This window comes from Pseudomonas sp. AC070 (genome assembly GCF_979258635.1).
Genome location: NZ_OZ409871.1, coordinates 2,659,156 through 2,675,489 on the forward strand (window position 1 = coordinate 2,659,156; position 16,334 = coordinate 2,675,489).

A 16,334-nucleotide genomic window follows, 5' to 3' on the forward strand; every position below is an offset into this window, starting at 1 on the left:
TCGACGGCGGCTGGTCGCGATTAGGCGGCCCGCCGCTCACCGCGCCAGAAAACCCCCAACGCCAGCAACGGCAACACGCTGCCCACGATGACAATCCACAGCCAGCCGCCGTGATCAAACAAGGCGCTGGCCAGGGACGAGCCCAGCGCGCCGCCGATAAAAATTGCCGTCATGTACAAGGCATTCAAACGGCCACGGCTGGCCGCATCCAAGGCGTAAATCGCGCGTTGGCCCAACACCATGTTCATCTGCACGCAAAAATCCAGCACCACGCCGGTCACCGCCAAGGCGATCACGGTATTGCTGGGCGGCACAAAAGCCGGGAGAAAACACAGCATCGCCAACAGCAAGGCCAGGCGCGTGGTGGCCCGCGTGTGGCCGGCATCGGCCAGGCGTCCGGCAATCGGCGCGGCGACGGCGCCAATGGCACCCACCAGCGCGAACAAGGCGATCTGCGTTTGCGACAGGCCATGGTTACGTGCCAGTTCCAGCGGCACGGCGGTCCAGAACAGGCTGAACGCGCCGAACATGCAGCCTTGCATCAAGGCGCGCTGGCGCAGCACCGGTTCGCGCTTGAACAGCGCGCCCAACGACAGCAGCAATTGACCGTAAGTGGCGCGATGTTCGGGCTGACGGGCCGGCATGGTGGTCGCCAGAATCACTACGATGACGGTCATGACCGCAGCAGCGACGAGAAACACCGCGCGCCAGCCAAAGTGGTCGGCGATCAGGCTGGAGATTGGCCGAGCCAGCAAAATGCCCAGCAGCAAACCGCCCATGATGCCGCCCACCACGCGGCCGCGAGATTCCTCTGCCGCCAAATGCGCCGCCAGGGGAATAAGGATTTGCACCGACACCGAGCTCAGGCCAATCAGCAGCGACACCAGCAAAAACGCATGGGGCTGGGTGGTGAACGCGGCCGCTAGCAGGCTGCCCACAGATACCAGCGCGGTGACGATCATCAGCCGGCGGTTTTCCAGCAGATCGCCCAGCGGCACCAGAAACAACATGCCCAGTGCGTAGCCGACCTGAGTCAGCGACACGATCAGGCTGGCGGCGGTGGTGGAAATACCAATGTCCGGCGCGATCAGTTCGATGATCGGCTGGGAGTAGTAGATGTTCGCCACGATCACGCCGCAGCAAAAGGCAAACAGCAGCACCATGCCACGGGTCATGGTCAGGTTCTTGGGGCTCATGGAAGGCTCAATTAGAACAGCGGAAAAGGTGCGTTAGCGTACGGGAAATTGCCCAAGCGGAAAATCTGCTTAGGAAGCTATTTATCCATGGGTTTGACAGCCCCGCTCGACTCACTGAAGCTGCATGCCACTGTGATACGCGCGCGTTAAAACAACGGAAGTTTGCATGCCGAAGTACCCGAACAAACGTCCTCCCCGTACCCTGCCTTCAGGCCCCGATGCCCCTGCCCGTCCGCTCGCGCTGATCATTTTTGCCGTCGTTTTGCTGGTGACATTGCCCATCTGGCTGTATCGCCAACACGCCACCGCCCCCGTCGAGCCGGACACGGTATCGCCCGCCGCGCTGAGCAGCGAAAAGGCACAACCGCCCGCCTCCTTTGTCGATGAAGGGCAATGCCAGAGCTGCCACGGCGAACAAAGCAACGCCTGGAGCGGTTCCCATCATCAGATGGCCATGCTGCCGGCCAGCGCCGAACATGTTCGCGGCAATTTCAACAACGCCACCTTTACCGGGGAAGTGGAAACCAGCCGCTTCACCCAGCGCGACGGCGCATTCTGGATCAACACGCCAGGCCCCGATGGCAAGCCCGCTGACTTCAAAGTGGCTTACACCTTTGGCGTCGAGCCGTTGCAGCAATACCTGCTGGAAATGCCCGGCGGCCGCCTTCAGGCCTCCGGCGTGGCGTGGGATACGCAGAAGCAGCGGTGGTTCGAGTTGTACCCCGGCGAGAAGATGAATTTCCGCGATGATCTGCACTGGAGCAAAGCGGCGCAGAACGCCAACTTCATGTGCGTGGACTGCCACACCACCGGCTTCAAACGCAACTTCAACGCCCATACGGACACCTTCGCCAGCACTTGGAACAACCTCGGCGTCGGCTGCCAGAGCTGCCATGGGCCGGCGTCGCGCCACCTGGAATGGAGCGCGGGGAAAAATCTCAACAAGCAGCAACCCGATAAAGGCTTTGGTGTGGCGCTGGGCAGCCGCGACGCCATCGCCCAGGTGGAAACCTGCGGCCGCTGCCATTCCCGTCGGGCGCCCTTGGGCGATGGCGACACCACCAGCACACGGCTCATGGATGACTACGTGCCGGCCAACCTGACGGCCGAGCTGTATCAGGTCGACGGCAAGATCAAAGACGAAGTGTTCGAGTACGGCTCCTTTACCCAGAGCAAAATGTTCAGCAAAGGTGTGACCTGCACCGATTGCCACAACCCCCACAGCAACCAACTCAAAGCGCCCGGAAACGGTGTGTGCCTGCAATGCCACAACACCGCCGGCAAAGCCTCGCGGGCCGGCATCGACGCGGCCGGTTTGAAAGCGAAGAACTACGAAGCGCCGGAGCACACCAAACACAAAACCGGGCAGCCAGGCTCCAACTGCGTGGATTGCCATATGCCCGGCAAGCTCTACATGGTCAACGACTACCGCCACGACCACAGCCTGAGCATTCCCGGCCCGGCGCAATCGGCCAGGCTCGGCAGTACCGACGCCTGTGCCGCCTGCCACACCACCGCAACCAGCAAGATCGCCGAGCAATTCAAGGTTTGGTATGGCAGCACGCCGGTCAAAGACGGCGGCTATGGCGACGCCATTTTCGCCGCGCGGCATGGCTCGCCGGGAGCGGCGCGCATGCTGATGCAGCAACTGGCACGTACCGACCTCCCTGCCATTCGCCGCGCCACCGTGCTGGCGCAATTGCCCACGTATCCAAGTCAGCGCGCCCTGGACCAGGCAGTTATCGCCCTCAACCACGCGGACCCGCAAGTGCGCGCAGCGGCGGTTGACGCGGTGGCGCGAATGGCCTCGGTCGAACAGCAAGTGCGCCTGCTCAGCCCGCGTTTGAGCGACCCGGTGCGCGCCGTGCGCTTTGCTGCCGCGTCGCAACTGGCCAACGTGCCGGTTGCACAACGCGCCACCATCGATAGCGCCTGGCAGCCGGTCATCAAGGACTATGAAGCGGCTCAGCAGACGCTGCGCGACCGTGCCGAAGCTAATTTCAACCTGGCGCTGCTTTATCAGAACACGGGCCGTGGCGGGCAATCCGAAGCGGCCTTGCGCGAGGCCCTGCGACGTAACCCGGACTTCCTGCCCGCCGTGGTCAGTCTGGCGCAATTGCTCGATGCTCAAGGGCAGCATGCCGCCGCGTTGCAACTGCTTCACGAAGCCATAACCCGGCACCCCGAAGCCGGGTTGCTGCAACACAGCATTGGCCTGGCGCTAATACGCGCCGGCGACCGTGAGAACGCCATGGCGGCCTTGGCCAAAGCCGCCGAGCTGAACCCACAAGACCCGCAATTCAGCTACGTGTACGCCATCGCCCTGCACGACAGCGGCAAACCGGAGCAGGCGCGTAACCAGCTCGAAGCCTTGCTAAAACGCCAGCCCGAGAACCGCAACGCCCGCCTGGCGTTGATCAGTTATTGGCACGAAGCCGGGCAGCCGCAGAAAGTACAAGTGCTGCAAGCGGAGCTTGAACAGCAGAATCCGGATGATCCGGAACTGCAGACGGCGCCCAATCGGTGAGTGTGGGGAGTTCGTAAGGTCTTGGGTTGGGTCGTGGGTTTGCCTGCGGATTAACGCGGGTGTTTGCGCCGGTCCATCAACTGAAAGCGTGGCAGCGCCAAGCCCCAATAAATAGCGGCTACGCGCGTCACCAACACCACCAGCATCGCCACGCCCGTTGCCGCCCAATGTCCGGCGCCCAGGTTCAGCAACGCGATAAACACCAGCGAACCGGCGATGCACGCGGTGGCGTACACCTCTTTTTGGAAGATCAGCGGAATCTGGTTGCACAGCACATCGCGCAGTACGCCGCCGGCCACGCCGGTCATCACGCCCATGATGACCGCCGAACTGGTCGGCACGCCGTGGCGCATGGCCACTTCGGTGCCAATCACGGTGAAGACGGCCAAGCCAAAGGCATCGGCAATCAACAGCGCTTTTTCCGGCAGCGGCTTGATAAAACGCGCCCACAACACCGTGCCGAGGGCGCCCAGCGAGGCGACGAGCAAGTACAGCTCGTTGCCGATCCAGCTTACCGGGTGGTTGTCTAGAATCAGATCGCGCAGCGTGCCGCCCCCTAACGACGTCACCAGCGCAATCACCAGCACGCCGAACAGGTCCATGGCGTTGCGCCCGGCCATCAACGCGCCGGTGACGGCGAACACGGCAACCCCGAACAGGTCACTGAGGTAGAACAGCGTTTCGATACTCACGCCGGCGTACGCATGGTCACGAATTCTTCCGCGGCGGTCGGATGCACGCCCATGGTGTCGTCAAAGTTGCGCTTGGTAACGCCCGCTTTCAACGCCACGGCCAAGCCCTGGATGATTTCGCCGGCGTCCGGGCCAACCATGTGGCAGCCCAACACTTTGTCGCTGTCGGCATCGACCACCAGCTTCATAAACGTGCGTTCCTGGTTGGAGGTCAGCACCAGTTTCATCGGGCGGAAGTCGCTTTGGAAAATCACCACCTTGTGGCCGGCATCGCGCGCCTGTTCCTCGGTCATGCCCACTGTTCCGATATTGGGCAGGCTGAACACCGCCGTGGCGATCTGCTGATAATCCACAGGGCGATACTGCTCCGGCTTGAACAGCCGACGCGCCACGGCCATGCCTTCGGCCAACGCGACCGGTGTGAGCTGCACGCGGCCGATCACATCACCGAGGGCGAGAATCGACGGCTCGGCGGTTTCATATTCGTCGTTAACGCTGATGAACCCGCGCTCGTCGAGCTGCACGTTGGTGTTTTCCAGACCGAGGTTGTCGAGCATCGGTCGCCGGCCAGTGGCGTAAAACACGCAGTCGGTTTCCAGCACGCGACCATCTTTGAGTGTGGCGTGCAGGCTGCCGTCGGCTTGTTTGTCGATGCGATCGATGTCGGCGTTGAACTGCAAATTCACGCCGTGCTTGGTCATTTCCTCTTTAAGGTGCTTGCGCACCGCGCCGTCGAAGCCACGCAGGAACAGGTCACCGCGATACAGCAACGAGGTGTCGGCGCCGAGACCGTGGAAGATCGAAGCGAACTCGACCGCGATATACCCGCCGCCTACCACCAGCACGCGCTTTGGCAGCTCTTTGAGGAAAAACGCTTGGTTGGAGTTGATCGCATGTTCGTGGCCGGGAATCGGCGGAACCACCGGCCAGCCACCGGTGGCGACCAGAATATGTTTGGCGCTGAAGGTTTTGCCGTCGACCTCGACGTGGTGCGGGTCGGTAATTTTCGCGTGGGCTTCCAGCACCGTAACGCCGCTGTTCACCAGCAGGTTGCGGTAGATGCCATTGAGGCGCTGAATTTCAGCGTTCTTGTTGCGGATCAGCGTGGGCCAATCGAAGGTCGGCGTGCCATTGAGCGTCCAGCCGTAACCATCAGCTTGTTCGAACTCATCGGAAAAATGCGCGCCGTATACCAGCAGTTTCTTCGGCACGCAGCCGACGTTGACACAGGTGCCGCCCAGATAACGGCTTTCGGCAACGGCTACCCGCGCGCCAAAGCCTGCAGCGAAGCGCGCCGCACGCACGCCACCAGAACCGGCGCCAATCACGAAGAGGTCGAAATCGTAAGTCATGCAAATCTCCTTAGCTGGCGGGCAGCATAGCGCAAAGCGCCCGCCGAGCGCCTGTAGGAGCGGCTTTAGCCCCGATGCTTTTGGGGTTCACAAGCATCGCGGCTAAAGCCGGTCCTACAAAAACCCGTGCTGGATTTTCGAGTACAAAAAAAGGCCACCTCACGGTGGCCTTTTTTACAACACAGCTTCGGCTTAGTAAGCCTTGCCCGTCTTGTAGAAGTTTTCGAAGCAGAAGTTGGTGGCGTCGATGTAACCCTCGGCGCCGCCGCAGTCGAAACGCTGGCCTTTGAATTTGTAAGCCAGTACGCAACCGTCCTGGGCTTGCTTCATCAGCGCGTCGGTGATCTGGATTTCGCCGCCTTTGCCTGGCTCGGTTTCTTCGATCAATTTGAAGATGTCCGGGGTCAGGATGTAGCGGCCGATGATGGCCAGGTTCGACGGAGCGTCTTCTGGTTTCGGCTTCTCGACCATGCTGTTAACGCGATAGATGTCGTCACGAATCATCTCGCCGGAAATGACGCCGTACTTCGACACTTCGTCCTGCGGCACTTCCTGGATCGCTACGATCGAGCAGCGGAACTGGTTGTACAGCTTGACCATCTGGGTCAGTACGCCGTCACCATCGACGTTTACGCACAGGTCGTCTGCCAGTACCACGGCGAACGGTTCATCACCGATCAGTGGGCGGCCAGACAGAATCGCGTGGCCCAGGCCTTTCATTTCAACCTGACGGGTGTAAGAGAAGCTGCAGTTGTCGATCAGGCGGCGGATGCCGACCAGGTATTTCTCTTTGTCGGTGCCTTTGATCTGGTGTTCCAGCTCGTAGCTGATGTCGAAGTGGTCTTCCAGGGCGCGCTTGCCACGGCCAGTAACGATGGAGATCTCCGAAAGCCCGGCTTCCAGCGCTTCTTCAACGCCGTACTGAATCAGCGGCTTGTTCACCACCGGCAGCATTTCCTTGGGCATGGCCTTTGTTGCTGGTAGGAAACGGGTACCGTAACCAGCAGCCGGGAACAAGCATTTCTTGATCATGTGAGTCCTTGAAAGAAGGGTCATACCGTTAGTGCCGCGCAGTCTAATCAGGCGGCACTCGCCTTACAATGGCCCGCCACAGGGCGGCCAATGCCACGATAGAGAAACCCTAGCCCAGATAGTTCCAACGAATCGTAAATATTGCGGCCATCGAACACGGCCGGCATGCGCATCAAACCGCGAATACGACGGAAATCGGGCTGGCGGAACTGCTTCCATTCCGTCACCAACACCAGCGCGTCCGCGCCTTCCACCGCCGAATAAGGGGACTCGCTGAGCTGCAACTGGCCCTTGGCGAGCGCCTGCGGGTAACGCGCCGCCACCGCTTTGCAGGCCACCGGGTCGCACGCCTGAACACGCGCCCCGGCGGCCAGCAAGGCATCAAGCAGCACCAAGCTGGGAGCCTCGCGTAAATCGTCGGTGCCCGGTTTGAACGCCAAGCCCCACAACGCCACGACCCGGCCTTGCAAATAGCCGTTGAAGTGGTCGTACAACGCTTCGAACAACAAGGTTTTCTGCACGGCGTTACGCGCCTCCACCGCGCGCAAGATTGCCGGTTCGAAACCGTTCTGCTCAGCCGTGTGTATCAGCGCCTTTACGTCTTTAGGGAAACACGAACCGCCGTAGCCGCAGCCGGCGTAGATAAAGTGCGTGCCAATGCGCTTGTCACTGCCGATGCCACGGCGCACCTGTTCAATGTCCACGTCCAACAGGCCGCACAGGCCCGCCATCTCGTTGATAAAAGAAATCTTGGTCGCCAGAAAGGCATTGGCGGCGTACTTGCTGAACTCCGCCGCGCGCACCGGCATGCTCAGCACGCGCTCACTGTTGCGCACGAACGGTGCGTACAGCCGGCGCAGCAGCACCTCGCTGCCCGCGTCGTTGCACCCCAGCAGCACGCGGTCCGGGCGCATGAAATCGTCGATGGCCGAGCCTTCTTTCAAAAACTCCGGGTTGCTCGCCACGCTCACCTGAAAACCCAGCTGGCGCTGCTGCAAGCGCTGGTTAATGGCGTGCTGCACCCGCTCTGCCGTGCCGACCGGCACCGTCGATTTGTTCACCACCAGGCAGGCCTGCCGCAGCGTAGATCCCAGTTGCTCGGCCACGGCGATTACGTGACTGAGGTCAGCCGAGCCATCCTCGCCACTGGGCGTACCCACCGCGATAAACACCACCGCCGCCCGCGCTACGCCTTCAGCCAGGCGCCGGGTAAAACTCAGCTGGCCGCTGGCCAAATGCGCGGAGAGCAACGCCGATAAACCAGGCTCATGAATCGGCACATCACCGGCTTGCAGCTGCGCCAGGCGCGCAGGATCGGTTTCCACACACACCACGTGATTGCCCATTTCGGCAAAACACGCCGCCGTCACCAAGCCCACATACCCCGCGCCAATCACACATAGCTGCATCGCTGCTTCTCCGAATGAGTTAGAGCGATTGCAACCAAAAGCAGTGGCAAGCGTGTGACGGTGAGGCGACAAGCCGGTGACAGCGAAACTCAGCGACGCTCGCGCTGCACCGAGCCGTTACCGGGCTGGCGCTGGAACTCCCCTACTCCCGGATATTCGATGCTTTGCTGCACATTGCCGCGAATGTGCGTCGAACCAGAGCCTCGATAGGTGCTGTTGGAGTTGTAGCGATTATCCGGCACCTGATAACCGCCGTAACCGCTGGAGCCCTCTTGCCGGCTGGACTCGCTGATGCTGCCGCTGGCGCCAGGGCTTACGTAGGTGCGGGTGATGGTGCGCTGCTGACCGACGATTTCGGCGGCGTTAAGGACAGGGCCTAGCGTGAGAGCCAGCAATCCGGCGCAGAGAACGGTAGGTTTCATGAGCACCTCACAACGTGTATGTAATTAAGGCTTGTCATCGTGTTTGACACCCGATTTCCCCACTTGCTCACTCGCACCGTGCTCCGTGGTCAACAGATCCATTTCATATTGATGTCCTTTGTGCGCAGGTATTTTATCTTCGGACAGCACCACGAACCTCTTATCCGACGCATTTTGGCCGTCAAACAAAATATCAAACGTAGAGTTACGGTTATAAAGAATTTCTTCTTCGTTGCCAAAAAAGTCGCTTTTTATGGGCATCCCTGATTGTCCGAAGATAATTTGCACAATGCTCCGCTCATCACGCGCCGCAAAGTTTTTAGCGGTATCAAGACGCTCGCTGGTGGAGATGTAACCTGGATCGGTTAATTTCCCGTTCTGAGCAGAAGTTGTTGGCACGATTCCACCTCGGTAAGTCTTGGTGACCGAAATATCACCTGTCTCTGCTCTCGCCGCCCAATATTTTTTCATGGCAGTGTTAAGCCCATACATAATGACTTCATCTTTGGGATTGAAGGATGCCACGCCTTCTCGAAGGCCGAGATTCGCTTCGTATAATTGACCACGCATATACAGCCCAATGGCGGCCCTTTCGGCATTGCTTAGGTTTTCTGCATTTTCAACGTCGCGGATGGCATGTTGCACCACACTCTCCGGATACTTCGCGTATATCTCTTTTAGTAACTGCGTCTGATAAGGCGTCTCTGGCGACGTTTGTTTCTGCTGCAAATAGTCTTCCACATGATTCAAATCGTTTTTTCGGGCGATTAATTTGTCCGCCAGTTGTTTTTTGTCCGCCTGGCTGCCGGGCCCCCACGTATCACACAACTGGCATATTGTGGCGTCGGAAACGGACTGCACCTTTTTCACCGAGTCAATTATTTGCTGATCCTCAATATCATTGAATACCTTGGCCGATGATTGATTCAGCGAAAAATCTCGTAGTGTATTTATCTCGGTTACGCGCTCGCCAAAGGCGTCCCCTTTTTTCTCACCAAGCGCTCTGTAATCCAGTGCTCCGCCCGTATCGACGCGTAAGGCGCTGTCACCATTTTTCAGCAAGTTATCGTTATGCAGGCCGACGACATCCCAGTTTGCCAACCAAGCATCTACAGCGAACCCCTCATAGGCGCCTTTCAGGTCAGGCAGCTCGTGCGCCTCAACAACTTTCAGGCCATCGATAAATTTCGACGCCACACCGACCTTGTCGCCGATTTTCGCTAATCCTATTTCGGGAACATCAATACCGGCTGCTTGATAGAGCTTGTTTGCAAGAACTTCGTTGTACGCATGGTCGGCGCTAGGCGGCTGTTTCACATACCACGCCTCGCCGTTTGGTGAGAGAAAGGTGCCGCCAGGATTGGTGCCCTGCTTTTCTCCGGTTTTTGTCCAGGTTGCGTCAACTTCGATGGCGGCTGGCTGGTTCCCTGGTTTTTCGCTGACTTGGGATTTGCCCAGCGCCTGCGGTGCACCATCCGCTGCCGCCTGCTTATGCCCTTGGGCATCCACATGAACAGGCTTTTCGTAGCCCTTCACGTTTGTGTGCGCGCCCTGCTGCTCCAGCAAACCACTCACTTCACTCACCAAGCTCGGGCCGTCTTTGGCACATGCCGTGCCGCAGCCCACCAGGGCCACTTTGTCGACAGTGCTGTCACCGTCATGAGTAAGCTTTTGCACCACGTCGGTAATTTGTTTTGCATCCATCCCGCCGAGTTTCAGCCCGTCGCTGTGCCCGACCACTTCCACTTTTTTGCTGCCGCTATCGGCCAGCGCGCCGCTCAGGACTTTGTGGCCGCCGTCGGCGGTTGGCGTGACGATTACGGTGTCGGGGTGTTTGTTCGCCAGGTTTTGCGCGGCCTGGGTGACGACGGGATTGTTGATGTCGGTGTTAACGACAACGCGTTGGTCGAAGGTTTGTTTGACCTTCGGCGCATCGATGTCCGTATAGCTGCGAAGCGTTGCTTTCGGTGCGTCTGCCTGAGCGACCTTGGTTGTAGCGCTGTCGGCTTTGCGCGGCTGCGTTCTTGGCGCGTCGGCGAGGTGCACGCTTCGGCCAGCCTTCGGGGTGAAGAGTTTTTTCACGCCCGCTTTGATTTCCTGCGCATCGCCGATGGAGATTTCGACTTTCACGTCGGTGCCCGCCACGCGTTTGTTTTGCGAGACGGTGAGCTGTTTGCTGGCATCGGTGTTCAACGGACCGCTGATGCCGCCGGCAGCGCTGACTTTGCTTGGGTCGCCAACGTCGATGGTCGCCGCGTTCTCAGCCGTGTAATGCACCTGATCCACTCGGCCAAATTCCAGCGTCACGCTCGGCAAGCCGTTCTTGCTGATACCGCCGCCACCGCCTGCGTAACCGCCATCTTTCTCACGGCTGTCTTGCAGGGTTTGTGCGGTGATTTTGCCGCCCACAGCGACGCTGCCCTGGTCCGGTTTTGAGGTGATATGCGCGCCGGTCAGGTTGAGGTTGCCGGCGACTTTCAGGTCCAGGTTGTCGGCGCTGATGCCCGCTTGCTCGGCGGTCAATTTGCTGTTGTCGAAATCCTTGCCGCCCGAGGCACTGGCGCTGGCGGTGCCCTGGATGATGCCGTCCGTGGTTATCGCCACGCCGACGCTGGCGCTCCAGTTGCCGCGCGTGTGTTCCATCTCCGAGGTGTCTTGCACGCTGGTGATGGTCTGGTTGCCACCGATTTTGGCACTGACGCTGTTGCCCTTGATGTTCGAGCCGATCAGGTTGTGGTCGCCGGCGGTTTCGATGCTGATGTCGGTGCCGCTGATCATGCCATTGGTGTAGCTGGTGGTTTTGGTGTTGGTTTCGTCATAGCTGCCGCTGGCGCCAGCAGACACGCCCATGCCAACCCCCGTGGGCGCCGCACCGATACTGGCGGTGAGACCTGAGGTGTGGGTGGTCACCGATTCGCTGCTGGTGCTGCTGCTTTTCGCGGCCGTCTGGGTCAGGTTGCCGGCTGATTTGATCGCGACTTTGCCGCCTTGCAGGTTCACGCCGTTGAGCGCGATGTTGCCTTTGGTGCTGGTCAGGCTGATGTTGCCGCCAATCTGGTTAATGTTTTCCGCGCGGTGCTCGCTTTCGCGGGTTTCGATGGTGTGTTGCATGCCAGCTGTGACCGAGCCGCCGATGCCTTCGCCAAAGGCTACTTGGGTAGCCAAACCCGCAGCCATCATGGCGGTTAGCGCGGGATCAACTTCCATGCGGCCGTCTTGCGTGGCCAGGGTTTTCGAGGACGCGGGCGGTGCGTTTGGATCGACGACGGCATCGGTGCCGAGGTTTTTATGAGCAAGCTGAGCGGCTTGCGTGGCGACGTCCGCTAGCGAGGAGTGGCCTTCGGCGGTCACGCCAAGAAAAAGCTCCTCGCGGGTGTGGGTGATTTTCTCGGTGTTTTCGTATTTGGTGGTTTTAATGTCGCCGGCAGTCACGTCTAGCGTGGGCATGTTTTTCGTCGCCGCGACACGCTGCTCTGGTGTCATTTTCGCCCGCTCTTCTGGGCTCAGTTGGTAACCGGCATTGATGTCCGCACCACCCATATCAAAGGTGCCGCCGACATCGACGCTGCCGCTGCCCAAATTGAGTTGAGCGTTGCGGAAAGTGGTCGATTCGCTGGTGTCAGTGGTGGTCACCGTTTCGATGCCGACTTTGAAGTTGGCACCGCTGGTGGCGCCCCGGCCTGCGTTGACGCCGGTGCGAGCGCCGGTTCCCTCGCTAGCCAGCGCCTGCGAGGCAGCAGAGCGGCCGGCGCTGGCTTGGCCTCGGACGTTGGGCGTGACGGGGTCGCCTTCAGCCAAACCGTCAAATGGCGAAGGCAGACGCGTGTCGATTGCCGCTGCCGAACCCCACATGCCGTTGGCTTCATAGCCGCCGGCACCGACCCCCGCGCTGATCACCAGCTGCGTGGTTTTCACGGTTTTTTCGTGGAAGGCCAGATCTTTACCGGCGGCCACTTTCATGTCGCCACCGACCTGCACGTTGCTGGTATCGGCATTGATTTCGCCACCGACAATATTCCAGTCACCTTGGGCCTGAACGGTGAGGTTTTTGGCGTTTAAGGTATTGCCCACCGAGTTGGCGGACGCGGCCATTTCGGTGATGTCGACCTGCGATAAAAAGCCGCTGGCGCCCACGGCATCAAACGCGGAACGGGCTTCGTGCAAGTCGTTCATGTTGAGGTTGCCGCTGGTTTGCAGCAGCACGTTGTCCGATTGCGTGATGGCGCCGACCAGGTCGATATCGCCACCAGAAATCACGCTGAGGGACGAACCTTGCTCAACATCGACAGGCCCAGCAGCCAGACGCTCTTCGAAGATGGCGCGTACATCAGGGCGCTCTACGACAACGGGTTTTTTCTCAGGCTTTTTGGCTTCCGGGTCGGCCACATCAGCGTCAGCCACTTCAGGCGTTGGCTCCGGTTCATTTGGTTTTTTCTCGCTCGGTTTTTCTTCAGTCAGCGCTACACCCATCACCCCGTTATCGCGCACGACCATGTAGCCGTTTTCGTCATAGCCGGTGGTGGCTGAACTGGTTACGCCATTGCCGCCGACCACGGTTTGCTGGAACCCGCTCAGCACGCCGCCCTGGTTCAGCACCTTGTTTTCAGCGGTGACTACAAGCTGCCCAGCCGGTTTACCCTCACCGCCCTGCCCGGCAAAAATACCGGCCTGCGCGCCGCCGACCGAGACGTTGTTGACGTCGGTTTTCGAGTACACAAAAGCGTCGGTATTGCCACGAATGGTGCCGTTGATGTTCGCCACCGAATCCGCATCAATCAGAACCCTATCGCCGCCTACCAAGGCCGAACTGTTGGCGTCTTGATTCCGCGCCGCGATCGTTTCCTGGCTTAAGTACAGCTTCGGCGCCAAGACCATCTGGCCATCCACCAGCTGATTTTCGTACCAAACCACATCGGTTTTGAGGCCAGCAATTTGCTCGGCCGTTAAGGGCTGGCCAAGGCTAAAACCTGCTGTGCCCGCAAGCGCTGCACCGTTATCTAGCAACTGAGTAACCAGCTGCGCTCCGCCCAACCGCTGGGTTTGCGCAAAGAAATTACCGACCCGCTCCTCGACGCTGTGCAGGATCAGTTGGTGATCAAAATAAGCATCGCCCAGCACGGTCACGCTTTTGTCGGCGTCGTAGCCAATCTTGGTCAGGAAATAATCCGAGCCCATGTACTGGCTCTGGTCGATGTAGCTCACTCGGGTTTCGTACAGCGGTTTGATCCGCGCAAACGCATCGCCATCGGCAGCCGGATCACGAGGGCGGAACAGCGGGTTTTTCAGCTGATCGCGCAGTGCGTTCTCGGCCCGCTCGCGGTTGTACTGGGCGTCCAGTTCGCCGTCCAGACTTTCCACGGTTTCGCTGCCCACCTGAACGGTGATCGGCCGCTGCCCAACCCACGTGCCCCCGTCGCCGCTCTTAAAGGTGCCGCCTTCTTGCAGGAACACTTTGCCGGCAGAAATTTCTGCCTGGGTGTCGGCGTAGTAGTGTTGCGACTTGTCAGAAGCACTGGTCTTGAACGTCGCCCATCGCCCACGCAGCTGGTCATGGCTGAGGGCTTTCCAATCCGCACCTAACACCGCGCTGAGCACCTGATCGATGCCGGGTTTGTTGACTAACTTAAGCGTCTCCACCCAATTGCCGCTGCCACCTTTGGCGCTCAAAAAGTCATTGAGCAAGCCATACAAACCATCCTGATAAACCCGTTGGCCCGTAGGGGTGCCGATCAGGGAATTACTGAAGTAATACTGCGTGGGCGCCGCCTTCAAAATCTCGACCAGGGTTTTGGAGGTAAACATGCCCTCGTTTTTCAGATTGCCGTCAATCAGCACATCGCCCGTGGCGGCCATCAGCCCGCCGACGTTACGCACGGTCGCGCCGCTGCCGTTGGCCGTATCCTGATTGAGCAGCAAACTGCCGCCCGCCTTGATCACCGCCTGCTCGATGCTCAAATCGGAGGCGTAAACCGGCAGATCGATTTTGATGTTCCAGTAGTCGCGCTCGATCAAGCCGTCTGCTTTAGAGAGCCACACATCTTCGTTGGCCACGCTCGCGGTCACCACGCCACCGGTGCTTTTACTCAGGTTTTCCAGCAGCGGCGTGTCGATCCATACATTGCCCTGCGCTTCGATACGGCCGACGTTGTTTTGTACTTTTTCGCCCGCACTCAGGCTCATGTCGCCCATGGCCAGGAGTTGGCTTTTGACACCGTTAAGCAACTGCGTGCCGGCTTGCAGGCTGAGGTTTTCGCCCGCCCACATAAGCTTGCCCGGAGCGTTTTCGATCAGGCCTTTGGCGCTGATGGCCAAGGTTTTGCCGATGATGATCGCGCCTTGGTTGCGCACGTCGCCGGTGGCCAGAATATGTACCGAACCGGGAGTGCTGAACTCGTGCGTGATGGTGACGTGGTGGGCGGACAGCGTGAAAAGATTGGCTGCTTGCGGGGCGCGGAACGCGGCGTCGATGACTGCATTGCCACCGTTTTTGAAGCTCAGGCTGGCAGTGTCTAGCGAGGTGATGGTGCCGGTGTTTTGGTAGCTGCCAACGTCCAGAACAAGCTGATTGCCGGCCACTATTGATCCGGCATTTAGCAGCTTACCGCCGACATCCAGCGCCACGGTTTTCTGCGCGTAAATGCCACCGCCGTTTTGGTTGAGAAGATCACCGCTAACCTTGAACTCAGCCTTTTCGTCAGCCAAAAACGTCCCGCTGTTTTCCAATGTCCGAGTCGCGACGCCAAGGTTTTTGCCGCGAATCGTGCCGCTGTTCTTCAGGCTATTGGCGACGTCTATCCGTACCCGATCGACGGCGCTTAACGAGGCGTCTTTGTTGTTAATCAGGTCGCTAGCCGCAATGCGTAAATCAACCTCGGCGCTCAGCGTGCCGCTGTTGGTAAACCGCTTCGATGAGCCGACAGCGATGCTGCCGCCGGCGCCAACGTCTTTAAGTCCGACATCGCCATCGGCACTTATCTGAATATCCCGCGCCGCCAAAATCAGCCCGTCGTGCCGAACCCCGGCGCCGCTGTCGCTGCTGATCAGGTTGATATACCGGCCGTGCATGGCGCCTGCTGCCGAGCCGGCAATGGCGACGCCAGAACCTTGCGCACCAGCGGTTGCAGTGAAGGTGTGGGTGCCTGTGCCGTAGGCGCCTTGGCCGGCCACGATGTTCAGGTCCGTCTGCAACGCTTCGGAGCCGATCACGCCGTTTAAGGCCACCGAACGGGCGACGATATCGAAGTAACTCAGGCCCGAAGTGTTGACGCCGTCGGCGCCGATCAAGACCTGACCACTGTGTTTATCGACCAACAACTTCAAGCTGCCATCAGCATCGGACACACGCCCGGCGCTCACGGTCAGGCGCGACGTGTTCAGCGTGGTCACGCCGTTCAGGGTCAGGCCGTTGGGGTTGGCGATCAGCAAGTCCGCCGCATCGCCGAACACTTCCAACGTGCCGCTGATTGAACTGGGCTGGTTGCCGGTGATTTCCGTGAGAATCGCTTTCGCTGTGCGTTTCAAGTTCGGATTTAACAGCACCGCCCCGCCAATCTGGCTCGTGCCGTTGACCATGCTGTTGTTGAAGATAACGCCAGGGTTGGCCACGTCGAACTGGCCAAAACGGTTGTGGGAAAGACCGTTGCTATTGGGGGTCGCGATCTCAATCACCGGCACGCCATTGGCTGCACTCGCCATGCTGGTCCC

8 protein-coding genes are annotated in these 16,334 nt (G+C 59.6%); 1 reads left to right on the plus strand and 7 read right to left on the minus strand.

The features are described from left to right. Nucleotides 1–20: 20 nt before the first annotated feature. A complete protein-coding gene (locus tag ACZZ0Q_RS11910; RefSeq protein ID WP_463538834.1) occupies nt 21–1,196 on the minus strand; it encodes an MFS transporter in 1,176 nt (391 codons plus the stop codon). Nucleotides 1,197–1,362: 166 nt separating this feature from the next. Here ACZZ0Q_RS11910 and ACZZ0Q_RS11915 point away from each other — a divergent pair, with 166 nt between their 5' ends. Beyond that, nucleotides 1,363–3,723, plus strand: coding sequence for a tetratricopeptide repeat protein (locus ACZZ0Q_RS11915; protein WP_463538833.1), 2,361 nt, complete (start codon nt 1,363–1,365; stop codon nt 3,721–3,723). A 50-nt stretch (nt 3,724–3,773) separates the two neighbouring features. Here the strand turns inward: ACZZ0Q_RS11915 and ACZZ0Q_RS11920 are convergent, their stop codons facing one another. The 6 genes from ACZZ0Q_RS11920 to ACZZ0Q_RS11945 all read right to left on the minus strand — a co-directional run bounded on the left by ACZZ0Q_RS11920 (nt 3,774) and on the right by ACZZ0Q_RS11945 (nt 16,325). Then, on the minus strand, nt 3,774–4,409 hold the full coding sequence (locus ACZZ0Q_RS11920) for a trimeric intracellular cation channel family protein (protein WP_122496574.1): 636 nt from the start codon (nt 4,407–4,409) through the stop codon (nt 3,774–3,776). A 2-nt stretch (nt 4,410–4,411) separates the two neighbouring features. After that, nucleotides 4,412–5,767, minus strand: a complete 1,356-nt coding sequence (gene gorA, locus ACZZ0Q_RS11925; protein WP_463538832.1) for a glutathione-disulfide reductase — start codon at nt 5,765–5,767, stop codon at nt 4,412–4,414. A gap of 192 nt (nt 5,768–5,959) precedes the next feature. Next, complete coding sequence (gene galU, locus ACZZ0Q_RS11930) at nt 5,960–6,799, minus strand: UTP--glucose-1-phosphate uridylyltransferase GalU (RefSeq protein ID WP_122496359.1); 840 nt, start codon at nt 6,797–6,799, stop codon at nt 5,960–5,962. Between the two features lie 47 nt (nt 6,800–6,846). Then, nucleotides 6,847–8,208, minus strand: a complete 1,362-nt coding sequence (locus tag ACZZ0Q_RS11935; protein WP_463538831.1) for a UDP-glucose dehydrogenase family protein — start codon at nt 8,206–8,208, stop codon at nt 6,847–6,849. A gap of 89 nt (nt 8,209–8,297) precedes the next feature. Continuing rightward, nucleotides 8,298–8,630, minus strand: coding sequence for a hypothetical protein (locus ACZZ0Q_RS11940; RefSeq protein WP_463538830.1), 333 nt, complete (start codon nt 8,628–8,630; stop codon nt 8,298–8,300). 24 nt (nt 8,631–8,654) lie between these two features. After that, nucleotides 8,655–16,325 (minus strand): two-partner secretion domain-containing protein, encoded by a 7,671-nt coding sequence (locus tag ACZZ0Q_RS11945; protein ID WP_463561019.1) that lies wholly within the window; start codon nt 16,323–16,325, stop codon nt 8,655–8,657. Nucleotides 16,326–16,334: the final 9 nt, after the last annotated feature.

Bases quoted from the DNA above. Each gene is read 5' to 3' on its own strand.
- ACZZ0Q_RS11915 (WP_463538833.1), top strand. From the start codon at position 1,363: ATGCCGAAGTACCCGAACAAACGTCCTCCCCGTACCCTGCCTTCAGGC.
- ACZZ0Q_RS11910 (WP_463538834.1), bottom strand. From the start codon at position 1,196: ATGAGCCCCAAGAACCTGACCATGACCCGTGGCATGGTGCTGCTGTTT.
- ACZZ0Q_RS11935 (WP_463538831.1), bottom strand. From the start codon at position 8,208: ATGCAGCTATGTGTGATTGGCGCGGGGTATGTGGGCTTGGTGACGGCG.
- gorA (WP_463538832.1), bottom strand. From the start codon at position 5,767: ATGACTTACGATTTCGACCTCTTCGTGATTGGCGCCGGTTCTGGTGGC.
- ACZZ0Q_RS11940 (WP_463538830.1), bottom strand. From the start codon at position 8,630: ATGAAACCTACCGTTCTCTGCGCCGGATTGCTGGCTCTCACGCTAGGC.
- ACZZ0Q_RS11945 (WP_463561019.1), bottom strand. From the start codon at position 16,325: ATGGCGAGTGCAGCCAATGGCGTGCCGGTGATTGAGATCGCGACCCCC.
- galU (WP_122496359.1), bottom strand. From the start codon at position 6,799: ATGATCAAGAAATGCTTGTTCCCGGCTGCTGGTTACGGTACCCGTTTC.